This window comes from Thermostichus sp. MS-CIW-40 (assembly GCF_054058315.1).
In genome coordinates, this window is the sequence record NZ_JBSSAC010000008.1 from 17,639 (window position 1) to 33,520 (window position 15,882).

Genomic DNA, 15,882 nt, shown 5'->3' on the forward strand with positions numbered 1-15,882 from the left:
CCCCTATCCCGGCAAGACTTGTTGCTGCCAGAGGGCCTCCAGTTGCACCGTGTATTCGGAGTTCACGATGGGCACTGCCCCAGCAATGGCCTCTTGAATGGGGATCCCGGCAGCAGCCTCCAGTTGGGCAAAAGCTGTTTGGTAGTCGGCAGACAACCGGCTGACATCAATGAGCGGCAGATCCCCCCAGACCTCCGGCTTGAACTTTTCCAATTGCCCCTCCGGGCTGGCCAAAACCTCCGCCAAGACCATCGCCCCCCAAGGATTGGCCGCATTGATGGGAATGGCTGTAAACGAGGGATCGATCAAGCTGGTGCCCGGGATCCCATAGGGGGTGGTGCTGGGGGGAAATTGGCCGTTGCCCTTGCGTAAGATCACCTGATCGATAAAGGTGGGGATGAGCCACACTTCGCCGTTGGCAAAGAGCTCCGCCAGGCGGGCAAAGGTGGGCGGGTAGGTTTGGCCCTGTCTCCACAGGAAGGGATCCAGCTTTCTCAGGTATTCCACCAGGGCAGGGGATTGTCGCGCCCAGAGATCGGCATCGAAGTCCGGCCCGCTGTACTGAGCATAGCCCCCGGTCACACCATAGAAGGCGCTCAACAAAAAGCGGCTGCCATGAAAATCCGGCGGGGCCACGTAGGTAAATCGCCCTGGGTTGGCCTCTGCCCAAGCCAACAGTTCGGCGTGGCTCTGGGGGGGATTGGGTACCCGTTCGGCATCATAGGCCATCAAAAAGTAGTTGCCGGTGTAGGGTGCAGAATAGCCCTCGGTGGGCAGGCCAAAATCCGTTGCAATATCGGCGGGATCGTAGAAGGGCAAGCTGGGCAATTTCTCAGCAAAAGGGCCGAAGAGCAAATTCCCCTGCTTGAGGGTGCGGAAGTTGTTGCCATTGATCCAGATGAGATCGATGCTGCCGCCGCTGCGCAGACCGGCCTGCACCTCCCCAATCACCTTGTTGACTGCTTCAACGGTATCCGTGAGCGGGATCCGGTTCAAGCGAACGCCATAACGCTCCTGCAACTGGCTTTTCACCCAGCCATCCACGAAGCCATTGATGGCCTCGCTGCCGCTCCACATGGCCCAGTTGACAGAGCTGCCCCGCGCCCGCTCCAGAATATCCGCCCAGCTCAGGGATCCCAGATCTACCGAACTCTGTGAGGTATTCTGGGCCAACGGAGAGCCTTGACTCAACGCCCAAGCTCCCAGGGATCCCAGGCCGGCCAACACCTGCCGCCGCTTCCAGATAACGCTTTTGGGTTGCATAGCCTTGCCACCATCCCCATCCAACTTTCAGGTTCCAGATTCAACTTAAACTCTCCCCTCCTCCTTTGGGAAAAGGGCCGGGGGTGAGGGATCCCCGCCAATCTCCACAGGCCACAGAGCCTCTGTCGGCAAGTGGATCCACACCGTCTGCCCCGGCGCAAACACTTGGTGGGGAGCCACCCAAGCCTGCAGACTGCCCCAAGGGGTTTGTAAGGTCAGCCGTCGCTGGGTGCCCGCAAAGCGTTCCGCCATCACCTGGGCCAAGAAAACATTGTCGGCCAAGCCGGGCGGCTGGGGAAGCACCTGCACCTGTTCCGGACGCACCGTCAGCCGCACCTGACCTTGAAGTGGCACGGCGCTTTTCAAGCGGATCCCGTTGTTGAGGCGAAGTTGGTGACCCTCCGCCTGCGCATCGAAAAAATTGACCCCGCCAAAAAAGCGGGCAATGCGCTCGGAGCGCGGCTGCTGATAGAACTCCACAGGGGATCCCACCTGGTGTAGCTGCCCCTCAAACATCAGGCCGATGCGTTGGGCCATGGCTGTGGCTTCTGCTTGATCGTGGGTAACCAGCACCGTCGTCACCCCTGTTTCCGCCTGCAGCTCCAGGATGAGGGCCTGCATCTCTTGGCGCAGGTTGGCATCCAGGGCCGATAAAGGTTCATCCAACAGCAGCACCTTGGGCCGAATCACCAAAGCCCGCGCCAGGGCCACCCGCTGCGCTTGTCCGCCAGAAAGCTGACTGGGCCGACGCTGAGCCAATCCGGCCAATTGCACCCGCTCCAACATGCGCCAGGCGGCAGCCTCCCGCTCTGCCCGGGGAATGCCCCGCATTTTCAGGCCAAAAGCAACATTCTCCCCCACGCTCAGGTGGGGAAACAGGCGGCTGTGTTGGGACAGCAAAGTCACGCCGCGCCGTTCCGGCGGCAGAGGGTTGAGGGGGATCCCGTCCAGCCAGATTTCCCCCGGATAGGGCAAGGGATCCGGCTCCAGCAGGCCGGCGATGAGATTGAGGGTGGTGGACTTGCCGCAGCCCGACGGCCCCAGCAGGGCGAAGATCTCCCCTGCCTCCACGCTCAAAGACAAATCCCTGAGGACAGGGATCCCTCCCTTGTGGAAGCGCTTGCTGAGGTGGCGGAGAACAAGGTGGCCCATGCTTGGGTTACCGATCAAACGCTCAATAGAGCTCTCAAACTCTCCCAAAATTAGAACAGAAAGTACCGTTGTGCCATGGGCAGCACCTCTGCCGGCTCGCAGGTGAGCAGCTCTCCATCGGCCCGCACTTCATAGGTCTCCGGGTTCACCTCAATGTGAGGAGTGGCGGTATTGAGTTTCAAATCCGCTTTGCCGATCTCGCGGCAGTTTTTGACCGCTACGGCCCGGCGCTGAATCCCCAGTTTTTCCGGGATCCCCAGGTCTAGGGCAGCCTGGGAGACAAAGAGGAGGCTGGTCTCGGTCAAGGCGCGGCCAAAGCTGCCGAACATGGGGCGAGGGTACACCGGCTGCGGGGTTGGAATGGAAGCATTGGGATCCCCCATTTGGGCGTAGGCAATCAGGCCCCCCTTCAGGACGATTTCCGGCTTAACCCCAAAAAAGGCCGGCTTCCACAGACACAGATCCGCCAGTTTTCCCACCTCCACCGACCCGATGACGTGGCTGAGTCCTTGGGCGATGGCGGGGCAGATGGTGTACTTAGCCACGTAACGCTTGGCCCGGAAGTTGTCGTTGCGGCTGCTGTCCTGCGGCAGAGGCCCCCGCTGCACCTTCATCTTGTGAGCCGTCTGCCAAGTGCGGATGATCACCTCCCCCACCCGGCCCATGGCCTGGGAGTCGGAAGAGATGATGCTGAACACCCCCATGTCATGCAAGATGTCTTCGGCGGCAATGGTTTGGGGGCGAATGCGGCTTTCGGCAAAAGCAATATCCTCCGGCACATTCTTGCTCAGGTGGTGACACACCATCAGCATGTCCAGATGCTCTTCGATGGTGTTGCGGGTAAAGGGGCGGGTGGGATTGGTGGAGCTGGGCAGCACGTTGGGCTCGGAGGCAATGCGAATGATATCGGGGGCATGCCCACCCCCGGCCCCTTCGGTGTGGAAGGTGTGAATGGTGCGGCCATTGATGGCGGCGATGGTATCTTCCACAAAAGCCGATTCATTTAAAGTATCGGTGTGGATGAGGGTTTGGATGTCGTACTCATCCGAGACTTGCAAACAGCTGTCGATCACCGCCGGCGTGGATCCCCAATCTTCGTGGATCTTGAGTCCGCAGGCCCCCGCTTCCACCTGTTCCCGCAGAGCCTCGGGAAAAGCCGCGTTCCCCTTGCCAAAGAAGCCCAAATTGACGGGGAACCCCTCCGCCGCCTGCAACATTTTGCCCAAGTTCCAAGCTCCAGGGGTGCAGGTGGTGGCGTTGCTGCCTGTGGCCGGCCCGGTTCCGCCCCCCAAAAGGGTGGTCACTCCCGAGGCGATGGCAAACTCGCACAGCTGCGGACAGATGAAATGCACATGGGCATCGATCCCTCCCGCTGTCAGGATCAGGTTCTCCCCGGCGATCACCTCGGTGCTGGGGCCCACCACCATGCCCGGCGTCACCCCCGCTTGGATGTTGGGGTTGCCGGCTTTGCCAATGCCGACAATGTAGCCATCGCGAATGCCCACATCCGCCTTGACAATGCCCCACCAGTCCAGGATCAGGGCGTTGGTGATCACCAGATCCAAGGCCCCGTTGGCGCGGGTGGCCGTCGGCGATTGCCCCATGCCATCGCGGATGGTTTTGCCGCCCCCAAACTTAATCTCCTCGCCGTAGGTGGTGAAATCCTCCTCCACCTCGATGATCAGTTCGGTATCCGCCAGGCGCACCCGATCCCCTACGGTGGGGCCGTAGTTGCTGACGTATTGGCGACGGGGAATCTCTAGGGTCATAGGGTGGTATCTGCAAAAGGGCTGCCAGGGTTTTACCACACATCCCCACCCAGGGGATCCCTTGCTGCTTGTTGTCTGGTTTCAACCCTTCATTAGAACCCATTGGGTCGACTGAAAATTCGTTACATATATTTACATCTATGATCGAAAAAACAATTGCCAATCGACTCCAGCCTCGATGGGACAAGGGATCCCTCGTTTAATTATTGTGAAGCAACTGAGGGCTCACAAACCCTGACCTATAATGCCAGGTAAGTCCTGCCCTGGGGGAATCTTCTGCCAAGGGGTAGGGATGCTTCGTTCCTTGTCGCAAGAGAGGAGTTCTTGATGACAACTACGCCAAAGGAGCGAGAGCCGAAGGTCAAGGTGTCGGTTGATGTGGATCCGGTTCCCACCTCATTTGAGAAATGGGCCAAGCCGGGCCACTTCGACCGCAGCCTATCCCGTGGCCCCAAGACCACGACCTGGATCTGGAACCTCCATGCTCTTGCTCATGACTTCGACAGTCACACCAGCGACTTAGAAGACGTCTCTCGTAAGATCTTTTCCGCTCACTTCGGCCACTTGGCAGTGGTTTTCGTCTGGCTGAGCGGCATGTACTACCACGGAGCTCAGTTCTCCAACTATTCTGCTTGGCTGGCGGATCCGATCAACGTCAAGCCCAGCGCCCAAGTGGTCTGGCCCATCTTCGGCCAAGAGATCCTGAATGGGGATGTGGGCGGCGGCTTCGAAGGGATCCGCATTACTTCTGGTCTATTTCACCTCTGGCGAGCTGCCGGCATCACCAACGAGTTCCAACTCCTCTGCACCGCTATTGGTGGCTTGGTGATGGCCGGGCTGTGCCTGTTTGCCGGCTGGTTCCACTACCACAAGCGGGCTCCCAAGCTGGAGTGGTTCCAAAATGTGGAATCGATGCTCAACCACCACCTGGCGGGCCTGCTGGGGCTGGGTTCTTTGGCCTGGGCCGGTCACCAAATCCACGTGTCCATCCCCATCAACAAGATGTTGGATGCGGGCGTGCCGGCGAATCAGGTGCCCTTGCCCCACGAGTTCATCCTCAACCCGGCCCTGATGAAGGAGATGTTCCCCAGCGTGGATTGGGGCATCTTCAGCGGGGTGGTGCCCTTCTTTACCTTGGATTGGGGCAAGTACGCGGAGTTTCTCACCTTCAAGGGTGGCCTGGATCCGCAGAACGGTGCCCTCTGGCTGACCGACCAAGCCCACCACCACTTGGCCATTGCCGTGCTCTTCATCGTGGCCGGGCACATGTACCGCACCAACTGGGGCATTGGCCACTCCATTAAAGAGATCCTGGAAGCCCACAAAGGCCCCTTCACCGGCGAAGGCCACAAGGGCCTCTACGAAGTGCTCACCACCTCTTGGCATGCCCAACTGGCCATCAACTTGGCCATGGTGGGATCCCTGAGCATCATCGTGGCCCAGCACATGTACGCCATGAACCCCTACCCCTACATGGGCATCGACTACGCCACCCAGATCTCCCTGTTTACCCACCACATGTGGATAGGCGGCTTCTTCGTGGTGGGGGGTGCTGCCCACGGGGCCATTTACATGGTGCGCGACTACGACCCGGCGGTGAACCGCAACAACGTCTTGGATCGGGTATTGCGCCACCGCGACGCCATCATCAGCCACCTCAACTGGGTGTGTCTGTTCTTGGGCTTCCACGCCTTTGGCTTCTACGTCCACAACGACACGATGCAAGCCCTGGGCCGTCCGCAGGACATGTTCTCGGACACCGGCATCCAACTGCAGCCCATCTTCGCCCAGTGGATTCAGTCGCTGCACACTTCGGCCATTGCCAGCACAGCTCCCTATGTGGGCGCGTCGGTTAGCCCCATCTTCGGCGGCGACGTGGTGGCCGTGGGCGGCAAGGTCTCCATGATGCCGATGGTGCTGGGCACGGCGGACTTCATGGTGCACCACATTCACGCCATGACCATCCACATCACGGTGCTGATCCTGCTCAAAGGGGTGCTGTTTGCCCGCTCTTCTCGCCTGATCCCCGACAAAGGCAAATTGGGCTTCCGCTTCCCCTGCGATGGCCCAGGTCGGGGCGGCACCTGCCAGGTCTCCGGCTGGGATCACGTGTTCTTGGGCTTGTTCTGGATGTACAACTGCATTTCCATCGTGATCTTCCACTTCAGTTGGAAGATGCAGAGCGACATCTGGGGCACCGTCAACGCCGATGGCACGATTGAGCACATCACCGGCGGCAACTTTGCGGCCAGCGCCGTCAACATCAACGGCTGGTTGCGGGACTTCCTGTGGGCGCAATCGGTGCAGGTGATCAACTCCTACGGCTCGGCGCTGTCGGCCTATGGGCTGCTCTTCTTGGGCGCTCACTTTGTCTGGGCCTTCAGCCTGATGTTCCTGTTCAGCGGTCGCGGCTATTGGCAGGAGCTCATTGAGTCAATCGTTTGGGCCCACAACAAGCTGAAAGTCGCTCCGGCCATTCAACCCCGCGCCCTGAGCATCATTCAGGGTCGGGCGGTCGGTGTGGCCCACTACCTGCTGGGCGGAATCGTCACCACGTGGGCGTTCTTCCTGGCACGGTTCGGCGCACTCGGCTAAGGCAAGGAGGAAGAGAGAATCATGACAACTGCAACTCGTTTTCCCCAATTCAGCCAAGACCTGGCCAGCGATCCCACCACTCGACGTCTGTGGTATGGCATTGCCACTGCCCACGACTTCGAGACCCACGATGGCATGACGGAGGAGCGGCTTTACCAAAAGCTGTTTGCCACCCACTTTGGCCATCTGGCAATCATCTTCCTGTGGGCCTCCGGCAACGTCTTCCACATCGCCTGGCAGGGCAACTACGAGCAATGGGTGGCCAACCCCACCGGTGTGACGCCCATCGCCCACGCCATCTGGGATCCCCAGTTCGGCAAGGCAGCGGTGGAAGCCTTCACCCAGCCCGGTGGCGGCGGCCCCGTCAATGCGGCCTACTCTGGCCTGTACTACTGGTTCAACACCATCGGCCTGCGCACCAACGGCGATCTCTACGTCGGTGCCATCGGCCTGTTGTTGTTGGCGGCGGTGTTTCTGTTTGCCGGCTGGCTGCACCTACAGCCCCGTTTTCGCCCCAGCCTGAGCTGGTTCAAGAACGCTGAAGCCCGTCTCAACCACCACCTGGCTGGCCTGTTCGGCGTCAGCTCCCTGGCTTGGACTGGCCACCTGGTGCATGTCGCCATCCCCGAGTCCCGCGGGCAGCACGTGGGTTGGGACAACTTCCTCACCACGCTGCCCCACCCGGCGGGCCTGAAGCCCTTCTTCACCCTCAACTGGGGGGTGTATGCCCAGAACCCGGACACGGCCAACCACGTCTGGGGCACCGCAGAAGGGGCGGGCACGGCCATCCTCACCTTCTTGGGTGGCTTTAACCCCAACACGCAGTCTCTGTGGCTGACGGACATGGCCCACCACCACCTGGCCATCGCGGTGATCTTCATCGTGGCCGGCCACATGTACCGCACCAACTGGGGCATTGGCCACTCTATGCGGGAGATCATGGCGGCTCACAACCCACCCAAGGGCACGCCGTTCGGGGGCTTGTTGGGCCGTGGACATGAGGGCATCTACGACACCTACAACGAGTCTCTACACTTCCAGTTGGGCTGGCACCTGGCCTGCTTGGGAGTGGTGACCTCGCTGGTGGCGCAGCACATGTACTCCCTCAACCCCTACGTGTTCATGTCCATGGATCACACCACGGAGGCGGCTCTCTACACCCATCACCAGTACATTGCTGGGTTCTTGATGGTGGGGGCCTTTGCCCATGGAGCCATTTTCCTGGTGCGGGATTACAATCCCGAAGCCAACAAGGACAACGTGCTGGCTCGGGTGCTGGATCACAAAGAGGCGATCATCTCCCACCTGAGCTGGGTGTCGCTCTTCTTGGGCTTCCACACCTTGGGGCTGTACGTCCATAACGATGTGATGCAGGCCTTCGGCACGCCGGAGAAGCAGATTCTGATCGAGCCGTTGTTTGCCCAGTTCATCCAGGCCTCCCACGGCAAGATGCTCTACGGCATGAACGTGCTGCTGTCGGATCCCAACAGCATCGCCTCTACGGCATGGCCCAACTACGGCAACGTGTGGCTGCCGGGCTGGCTGCAAGCCATCAACGACCCCAATGGGTTCCTCTTCCTGCCCATTGGCCCTGGCGACTTCCTGGTGCACCATGCCATTGCCCTGGGCCTGCACACCACCACCTTGATCCTGGTCAAGGGGGCGTTGGACGCCCGCGGCTCCAAGCTGATGCCGGATAAGAAAGACTTCGGCTACAGCTTCCCCTGCGATGGCCCGGGTCGGGGCGGCACCTGCGACATCTCCGCCTGGGATGCCTTCTACCTGGCCATGTTCTGGATGCTGAACACCATCGGCTGGGTCACCTTCTACTGGCACTGGAAGCACCTGGGGATCTGGAGCGGCAACACCGCCCAGTTCAATGAGAACTCCACCTACCTGATGGGCTGGCTGCGGGACTACCTCTGGGCCAACTCTGCTCAGTTGATCAACGGCTACAACCCCTATGGGATGAATAATCTGGCGGTGTGGGCCTGGATGTTCCTGTTCGGCCACCTGGTGTGGGCGACCGGGTTTATGTTCTTGATCTCCTGGCGCGGCTACTGGCAAGAGCTGATCGAGACCTTGGTGTGGGCGCACGAGCGCACTCCCTTGGCCAAGCTGATCCGCTGGAAAGATAAGCCGGTGGCCATGTCGATTGTCCAAGGTCGTCTGGTGGGTCTGGCTCACTTCACGGTGGGTTACGTGTTGACCTACGCGGCCTTTGTTATCGCCTCGACAGCCTCTCAGTCGGGGTAGCAAGCCCATAACCTGCTGAATAAGGATCCCTCGGCTGGTCCAGGGATCCCTTTTTTGTGAGTTGGTAGAGTAGTGATATGAAGTTTAGGGTCTGATGAGTTTGGTCGATGACTCTAGCCGCCCGATTGGATCCCTATATCAGGCGATATACCTTTGAGGAGTTTCATCGGCTGATTGAGTCTGGACAGATTGAAGAGCCCAATCAGTTGGAGCTGATTGACGGGCTCCTGGTTCAAAAGATGACGAAAGGGGAGAGGCACGCCGCCTACTGTAGCCGCCTGTACCGACTGTTGGTGGGCCTTGTGCAGGAGCAAGCTATTGTGCGCACCCAGGATCCGGTGCAACTGCCCCCCAATCACGAGCCAGAGCCCGACTTTGCCATTGTGCGCTTTCAGCAGGATGAGTACCGCTCTCGGCATCCTCAGCCCGAAGACATCTATCTCATCATCGAAGTGGCTGATTCTTCCCTTACCTATGATCGGGAAGTCAAACTCGGACTCTACGCCAAAGCCGGGATCCCCAACTACTGGATCTTGAACTTGCAAGAGAACTGCCTAGAGACGTACAGCTTGCCAATAGAGTCGGGAGTTTACCAAAAAAGAGAGGCTTACACCCCCAAGGAGAAAGTTGGGATCCCTGGGATCCGGGCTGGAGAGTTGAGTCTGGATCGGGTTTTTTCCATCGGTTAAGGCAGGGATCCCTTGCCGGCAGATCGAGTCTTGGCTGGCAGGAGTATTGTGGGTGGGGAAGCATTTGTAAAAGGATTGTCGATGAGCTACGACGCGGTGGTGATTGGGGCCGGCCACAACGGGCTGGTGAGCGCTTGCTATTTGGCCAAAGCGGGGCAAAAAGTGCTGGTGCTGGAGCGCTATCACACCGTTGGTGGTGCTGCCATTACAGAAGAAATTCACCCGGGCTTTCGCGTGTCGGTGGCTTCCTACTCCTGTAGTTTGCTGCGCCCGGAGATCATCCGCGATCTGCGCCTGCCGGACTATGGCTTTGAGGTCTATGCCAAGCAACCTTCCTATTTCATGCCCTTCCCGGATGGGCAGCACCTCTTCCTGTATGCCGATAACCGCGCCAAGAGCAAAGCGGAAATTGCCAAGTTTTCCCGCAAAGATGCGGAAGCCTACGACCGCTGGGAGGAGTTTTGGGATCGGGTGAACGAGGTGGTGGAGCCAACCTTAATGCAGCCGCCGATTTCACTGGGCCAACTGGCGGATCGCTTTGCAGCTGCTGGCTATGAAGACGATTTCCGCCGCATCATGCTCCTCTCGACCACCGATCTTTTGGATGAATTCTTCGAGTCGGAGCAAGTCAAGGCGGCGATGGCTCCCCAATCTTTGATCGGCACCTCTGCCGGGCCGATGACTCCAGGTACGCCCTACATTTGGCTAGTCCATGCGGTAGGTCGCGCCATTGGCTCGCGTGGGGTCTGGGGCTATGTGCGCGGTGGGATGGGATCCATTACTCAAGCGATGGCCAAGGCAGCTCTGGACTTGGGGGTGGAGATCCGCACGTCTGCTCCAGTGGCGGAGATCTTGATGGAGAGTGGGCAGGCCGCTGGGGTTATCCTCGAATCGGGGGAAACCGTGCGGGCGCGGGCGGTTCTCTCCAATGCCCATCCCCAAATCACCTTTTTGCGACTCTGCTCCTCTTTGCCCCCAGACTTGCGTGACCGGCTAGAACGGCACTACCGCACCTCAGGCCCGGTGTACAAGCTCAATTTGGCCTTGGAAGAATTGCCTCGCTACACGGCGGCCCCTGCTGAAGTGCCCCCAGAAGTGGTCAGTTCCGCCACGGTAGACATTGCTCCCTCGGTGGCCTATCTGGAGCGGGCTTGGGATGATTGCAAATACGGGATCCCTTCCCGGGATCCGTTTATCGAGATCTACAGCCAATCCCCCACCGACCCGACAATGGCTCCCCCAGGCAAGCACATCCTCTCCTGTTTCTGTCAGTTTGTGCCTTACCAACCCAAAGGGCGAGACTGGAACGATGGCCTACGGGAGGAATTTGCCGATCGGGTAATCGACAAAATTGCCCAATTTGCCCCCAACATTAAAAACGCCGTGATCGCACGGCAGATGTTGTCGCCCGTGGATCTGGAGGCCCGCTTCGGCCTTGTAGGGGGCAGCATTTTTCACGGGGAAATGACGCCGGATCAAAGCTACAACCTGCGGCCCATCTCCGGCCTGGCCGACTATCGCTCCCCCATCCCCGGCCTTTACCTCTGCGGCTCAGGGGCGCACCCAGGAGGCGGAGTGACCGGGATCCCTGGCCACAACTGCGCGCAGGTGGTGCTCAGCGATCTACCCAAGCTCTGACCGACGAAAAGGCCAAGCCAGAGCGGATCCCTGCTCTGGGATCAAACGGGTTGCCTGGGTTACAGCCGCACCTCAGTTCCCTCAAAGAACCCACGGATGATCAAAATGGCCCCTTCCTGGTTTTCCGTCCCATCTTCAATGTTGCCGGTGGGGAACTCTTGTTCCAAAAACCACTGGCCGGAAATGCGCTCAGCAGAGGTCGTTGAATCGAAGACAAGGTTCAGATTTCCTCTTTGTGTTCCCCCACCAATATCAAGCCGGTTAAACGGCCCTGATAACTGTGCTCCGGCCAAGGTGCGGAAGACGAAATCCCCCGTTGCAGGCACGATGCCCTGCAAAACAACTGGAGTACCCTCGCCTTCTTCCCTTTCAGTTCGTAATGAGAAAAAGTAATCAAAGGCTGTAGGAGCATCTGGACGCCCAGGGACAGGTAACTGGGGAATCGGTGTGGGGAAAGGTCGTGGCGGCGGGCTGACCTGGACAAAGTTGAGGACTGTGCTGACGTTGGCCGGATCAAACTCCGCCTGAACCCGACCGTTCAGTAGGCGCCGGATGCGCACCAACTGATTGGGCAAGATATTGGGCCGCGTCGGATCCGGGGCAAACAACACCGACTGGGTGCCCACCTGGGCAGGGCGATAGACAATCTCCGCCTGGTTGGGCCGGAAGTTCAGGCGGGCAAAGAGAGCCAAGGCATCCTCAGGAGTGCCATCGCCCGCAACCCCCCGCTGCCGCACCACAAAGCTCGCGGAGAAACTGCCTGTTTGGAGAATAGCGACTACAGGACCTTGGGGTGGAGGAGGGTTGACAAAGGAGCCAGGCGCCAAAATCTCACCACCGGGGCCAGGGCCACCGTTTTCAAACAATACACCCACAGTGGGGACAATCAGGGAAGAATCTCCCTCCAGGACGACTTGATTACCATTTCTACTCACCAAAATGCGGCGCACGGTGAGAGTCAAGACAGTACCTTCACTGGCGGCTCTAAAGGTTGTGTTCACTCGAATGCGCTGATCATTGGGGTTTGTCGAAATTGCAACCAGCCCGGCGATACTAAATTGCGTAGATAGTCTGCCGTCGTTGGGTCCAAAGGCAGTGATATTCACCAGCGGTGTGGTTCGCCCAATTTGGATGGCCAGCGTGCTGGAGCGAAGGGTGGAGTCGATTGTCAGCTCACTGGCTGGGATCTCGTTCACGGGCAAGATGCGGGCTTCAACATTGGCGATGCGAGCTTCACCGCTTCCCTGCAAGGGGTTGGTACGCACAGGGATCCCATTGTCAAACCTCGGATTGACGTAGTCCAACCGGAGGCTGGTGGTCTCCAGCACCGAGCCGGGGGTAAAGCGGTACTCCTGCGCCGAGACAAACGCCGTGGGATCCACCTGGACGGGCCCAGGCAAGGTCGGGGACTCATTAACCTCGCCGCAGCCGCCTAGCAGCAAGACTCCACACAAAACCGCTAATGAGCGACCTTTGAAGTTCATAAGGCACTTCCTCACACACCCTAATCTGGGGAAATCCACACACAAAATGGAGGGAAAGGCACCCAACCCCAACGCTACAGGTAAGCTGGCCGCCCCTGCTCGAGGCTATGATACCCCATATCTAGGGGATGGGCCATTTCCGGAAAAATTTCTTGGATTTGCTCTGCCGGTCGCTTGACAACGCCCTGGAATGCAGTAGAACTAACAGCAGTCATCCCCCTTTCAAACGGGATACCTCGTAATCTTGCTTGTCAATGTACAGGGGTAAATTCAGTGGATCCCGGCTGGACGCTGTCGGAAAGATTTGCTGTGGTGTGAGTGAGTGGAGACTTCCCCAATGAAACGACGTTCTGGCTCAGCCCTTGGCGGCGGTGGCCTTTCCCTTCTGGTAACTTGGGCTTCGCTGGCCCTGGTCACTGGTTGTAGCAGCGAGACTACTGGTGGGCTGCCGCCCCTCTTGACTGCCGACAGAGCTACACCCCCTCCGGTGGCGGTTGCCCCTACCATTTCACCCAACCTCACGCCCATCACCTTTCGCCCCGGGCCGGACTTTGCCCCCATCACGCCGCCGCCCATTCAGCCCGACTTACCGGATCCGCCGCAATTTGGGCCGGGGGGTGGTTTTGATGTCGATCAGCCGTCTGCATCGCTCTCTTACAGAGTGGACTTGACCAACCTGATTGTCCGAGGAACAATTGCGAGTGTAGACATTCAGGTCTTGAACATCACTTGTGGAACGGATGTTACCAGCGTAATCCGGCCTGAGGCCCTGAGTCAGTTTAGGAACCTGCTGATTGGGAGAGGCAACACGTTCACTGACGCTAACGGCTTCAACTTTAGCTACACGTTTCCAACGGATCCTAGGTTTTTCGATGACTTGAGGATTTTTTCAAAGGGAATTAGGAATATCGATGGCCGGGAGATACTGACAGGAGATGACATTGTTTTCGTTCTAACTATCCGGGACGGATTTGGACAAGTTTTGCGGGTTGATGACTCAATTTTCAATCCAGGGGAAACTCGAAGCGAGGTTCGCGGCTCTGCAATTCCACCCTGTGGCAACCTTCCTCAGCCAACTCCCACTCCAACTCCTACTCCTCTGCCGCCTGTACCTACGCCTACCTCAGGCCCCACTCCTGTGCCAACGCCGGTTCCTGTGGGACCCTCGCCCCTGTTTGCTCGCTTCCTACGGCCCAATCCAGCGCCGGTCAATACACCTGTTACCCTCACCTTTGTAGTCGATAACCGAGTGGCTGGCGCTATTCCCTTGAGTGGTCTCAGCTTCCAGGCAGTCTTGCCAGAGAGGCTGGTCGTGGCCAATCCTCCCACACCTGCCGGCATTGCCAATCCAAATACCTGCGGGGGCACTTTGGGCGCAATACCGGGAACAAGGATCATCAACCTTTCGGGCGGAGTTCTGGCAGCAGGTGCTACTTGCGAGGTGAACGTCTCCATTCAAGCAACGGCTCCTGGGATCTACACATTGCCGCTGCTATTTGTGTCGAACAATCAGACTCTACCCAGTGCAGCTCCTCCCATCAATCTGGTGGTTAATCCGTAACGGTGTTATTCGCTGCGAGTTCGGCCAACTCTGCAATGTCAACTTGGTGAGTGAAGGTGCGAGGAGATGAAGATCAAGAAGGATTGGTTGCACACTTTGGGCAGTATCTGGGCTGTTTTCTTCACCACAGCCAGTTTGATTGGCTGCCAACAGGCAAAGGAGGATAGGAGCGTAACCAGCCTTCTTCCTGGGCCAATAATCCCCCCTCAAACTCCTAGCGTGCCTACCGGAGGCACCGAGGTAGGCTTACCTCCCATAGCGCCAGGGATCCCTTTGCCGGCTCCCACTGTTGTCATCCAAACTCCCGTTGCGGCCCCAACCATTCCTCCCATCCCCTCTCCCGCTCCTCTCCCTACCATTAAGGCGGAGACCCCTGTTCCTTCTACTCCTTTCCCTCCTCCTCCCCCCACTCCGTTCCCTGTTGAAACAGTCAGCGTCACGCCGGAAAAAGTTGTGTTTGCGGAAGGCACAACTGTTGGTTCTACCGAAACTATAACCCTTACGCCTTCCAAAGCTCCTGCTAATGGCAGTTTGGTGTTGAAGGTGGAAAGCAATAACCCACAGGTGGTGGGCATTTCTACAACGGCTGCCTCTTTCGTAACTGTTGTCATTCCACCGAGATCCGAGGATAAGCCCACAGTTACATTAACCCGTTTGATCCCGGCCACTCAGGAAGGCAATGCCACCATAATAGTTACCCGCGACCCTGCCACAACAGCTGTCAATTACCCGGTGGGCAGTGTGAATGTTCTTGTGCCGGTTAAGGTATTGCAGAAAGCGCCGCCTACCATTACGGTTACCCCTTCGACGATAGAGTTTCTCGATAATGACATAGTTGGGGCTACCAAGGTTGTCAGGGTCGAACTCGCAGCCCCTCCGATTGGTGGGCAGGTTGTTTTGGATGTCAGCGGAACTCCTAACCCCTTTGGGGCGGGCGCTCCGTTCACTGTTTCGACCTCTACTCTCCTCTTTAAGGAAGGTAGCAAAGGGCCTCAAGAATTCGGAGTTATTCGACTAACGGGCGGGGTATTCACTGGCTCCATCACTATTAAGCTTAACCCATCCTTAACTACTGCCAGCAACTTCCTGACCAGTGATATTAACTTTGTGATTCCTGTGAAATCAGCTGTAGGTTCTATCGAGCTTAAATATGGGGATTCAGTAGATTGCACCAACAACCTTGGTAAGCTAGTCATCGTAAATCCACAAATTACCACCCAAGGTAAAGTCCTTAACCCCCTAACTTTCAAGGCAGAGCCTGAACCTCCACCGCCAGCTGGCTTTTCGTTTGACAGGCCAACGGGGGCAATCAAGGTGCAGTGTCCAGCCACCAAAGACACTCCTCCCATTGGCTCTACTCTCTTGACATTGGTGACTGTTACGGACTCTTCTAGTCCTCCTATCTCGGCGCAGGCACGTGTGAACATTACAGTTAAGTAGACGATACATGCCTGGCTTGTATGAATGTCCAAGAC

The 15,882-nt window shown here is 58.2% G+C and carries 10 protein-coding genes; 6 read left to right on the forward strand and 4 right to left on the reverse strand.

Translation table 11 applies throughout. The features are described from left to right. Window positions 1–3 precede the first annotated feature (3 nt). From ACVWXF_RS04215 to ureC, 3 genes are read right to left on the reverse strand one after another with little or no spacing between them, the layout of a single operon-like run. Window positions 4–1,263 carry an ABC transporter substrate-binding protein gene (locus tag ACVWXF_RS04215; protein ID WP_457473716.1) on the reverse strand — a complete coding sequence of 420 codons (1,260 nt, stop codon included), beginning with the start codon at window positions 1,261–1,263 and terminating at the stop codon, window positions 4–6. A 45-nt stretch (window positions 1,264–1,308) separates the two neighbouring features. After that, window positions 1,309–2,415 (reverse strand): ABC transporter ATP-binding protein, encoded by a 1,107-nt coding sequence (locus tag ACVWXF_RS04220; protein ID WP_457473717.1) that lies wholly within the window; start codon window positions 2,413–2,415, stop codon window positions 1,309–1,311. Window positions 2,416–2,465: 50 nt separating this feature from the next. Next, complete coding sequence (gene ureC, locus ACVWXF_RS04225; protein ID WP_457473718.1) at window positions 2,466–4,184, reverse strand: urease subunit alpha; 1,719 nt, start codon at window positions 4,182–4,184, stop codon at window positions 2,466–2,468. A gap of 327 nt (window positions 4,185–4,511) precedes the next feature. On the opposite strand from ureC, the gene psaA reads away from it, so the two are divergent. From psaA to ACVWXF_RS04245, 4 genes are all read left to right on the forward strand, one after another. Continuing rightward, window positions 4,512–6,779, forward strand: a complete 2,268-nt coding sequence (psaA, locus tag ACVWXF_RS04230; RefSeq protein WP_457473719.1) for a photosystem I core protein PsaA — start codon at window positions 4,512–4,514, stop codon at window positions 6,777–6,779. Between the two features lie 21 nt (window positions 6,780–6,800). Further along, the gene (psaB, locus tag ACVWXF_RS04235) at window positions 6,801–9,035 is read left to right on the forward strand and encodes a photosystem I core protein PsaB (protein ID WP_457473720.1); all 2,235 of its coding nucleotides are present in this window, start codon (window positions 6,801–6,803) and stop codon (window positions 9,033–9,035) included. A gap of 107 nt (window positions 9,036–9,142) precedes the next feature. Next, window positions 9,143–9,724: a Uma2 family endonuclease gene (locus ACVWXF_RS04240; protein WP_457440285.1), complete on the forward strand. Its 582-nt coding sequence runs from the start codon at window positions 9,143–9,145 to the stop codon at window positions 9,722–9,724. A gap of 81 nt (window positions 9,725–9,805) precedes the next feature. Next, complete coding sequence (locus tag ACVWXF_RS04245; protein WP_099812798.1) at window positions 9,806–11,362, forward strand: phytoene desaturase family protein; 1,557 nt, start codon at window positions 9,806–9,808, stop codon at window positions 11,360–11,362. A gap of 59 nt (window positions 11,363–11,421) precedes the next feature. Here ACVWXF_RS04245 and ACVWXF_RS04250 read toward each other — a convergent pair whose 3' ends face one another. Then, window positions 11,422–12,846, reverse strand: coding sequence for a hypothetical protein (locus ACVWXF_RS04250; RefSeq protein ID WP_457473721.1), 1,425 nt, complete (start codon window positions 12,844–12,846; stop codon window positions 11,422–11,424). Between the two features lie 1,156 nt (window positions 12,847–14,002). Here ACVWXF_RS04250 and ACVWXF_RS04255 point away from each other — a divergent pair. Further along, a complete protein-coding gene (locus ACVWXF_RS04255; protein ID WP_457473722.1) occupies window positions 14,003–14,407 on the forward strand; it encodes a DUF7933 domain-containing protein in 405 nt (134 codons plus the stop codon). A 273-nt stretch (window positions 14,408–14,680) separates the two neighbouring features. Next, window positions 14,681–15,847: a hypothetical protein gene (locus tag ACVWXF_RS04260; protein WP_457473723.1), complete on the forward strand. Its 1,167-nt coding sequence runs from the start codon at window positions 14,681–14,683 to the stop codon at window positions 15,845–15,847. Window positions 15,848–15,882: the final 35 nt, after the last annotated feature.

What these genes read in the sequence shown, in the direction of transcription:
- ureC (WP_457473718.1), bottom strand. Translation starts at nt 4,184, where the DNA reads ATGACCCTAGAGATTCCCCGTCGCCAATACGTCAGCAACTACGGCCCC.
- psaA (WP_457473719.1), top strand. Translation starts at nt 4,512, where the DNA reads ATGACAACTACGCCAAAGGAGCGAGAGCCGAAGGTCAAGGTGTCGGTT.
- psaB (WP_457473720.1), top strand. Translation starts at nt 6,801, where the DNA reads ATGACAACTGCAACTCGTTTTCCCCAATTCAGCCAAGACCTGGCCAGC.
- ACVWXF_RS04250 (WP_457473721.1), bottom strand. Translation starts at nt 12,846, where the DNA reads ATGAACTTCAAAGGTCGCTCATTAGCGGTTTTGTGTGGAGTCTTGCTG.
- ACVWXF_RS04245 (WP_099812798.1), top strand. Translation starts at nt 9,806, where the DNA reads ATGAGCTACGACGCGGTGGTGATTGGGGCCGGCCACAACGGGCTGGTG.
- ACVWXF_RS04215 (WP_457473716.1), bottom strand. Translation starts at nt 1,263, where the DNA reads ATGCAACCCAAAAGCGTTATCTGGAAGCGGCGGCAGGTGTTGGCCGGC.
- ACVWXF_RS04240 (WP_457440285.1), top strand. Translation starts at nt 9,143, where the DNA reads ATGACTCTAGCCGCCCGATTGGATCCCTATATCAGGCGATATACCTTT.
- ACVWXF_RS04220 (WP_457473717.1), bottom strand. Translation starts at nt 2,415, where the DNA reads ATGGGCCACCTTGTTCTCCGCCACCTCAGCAAGCGCTTCCACAAGGGA.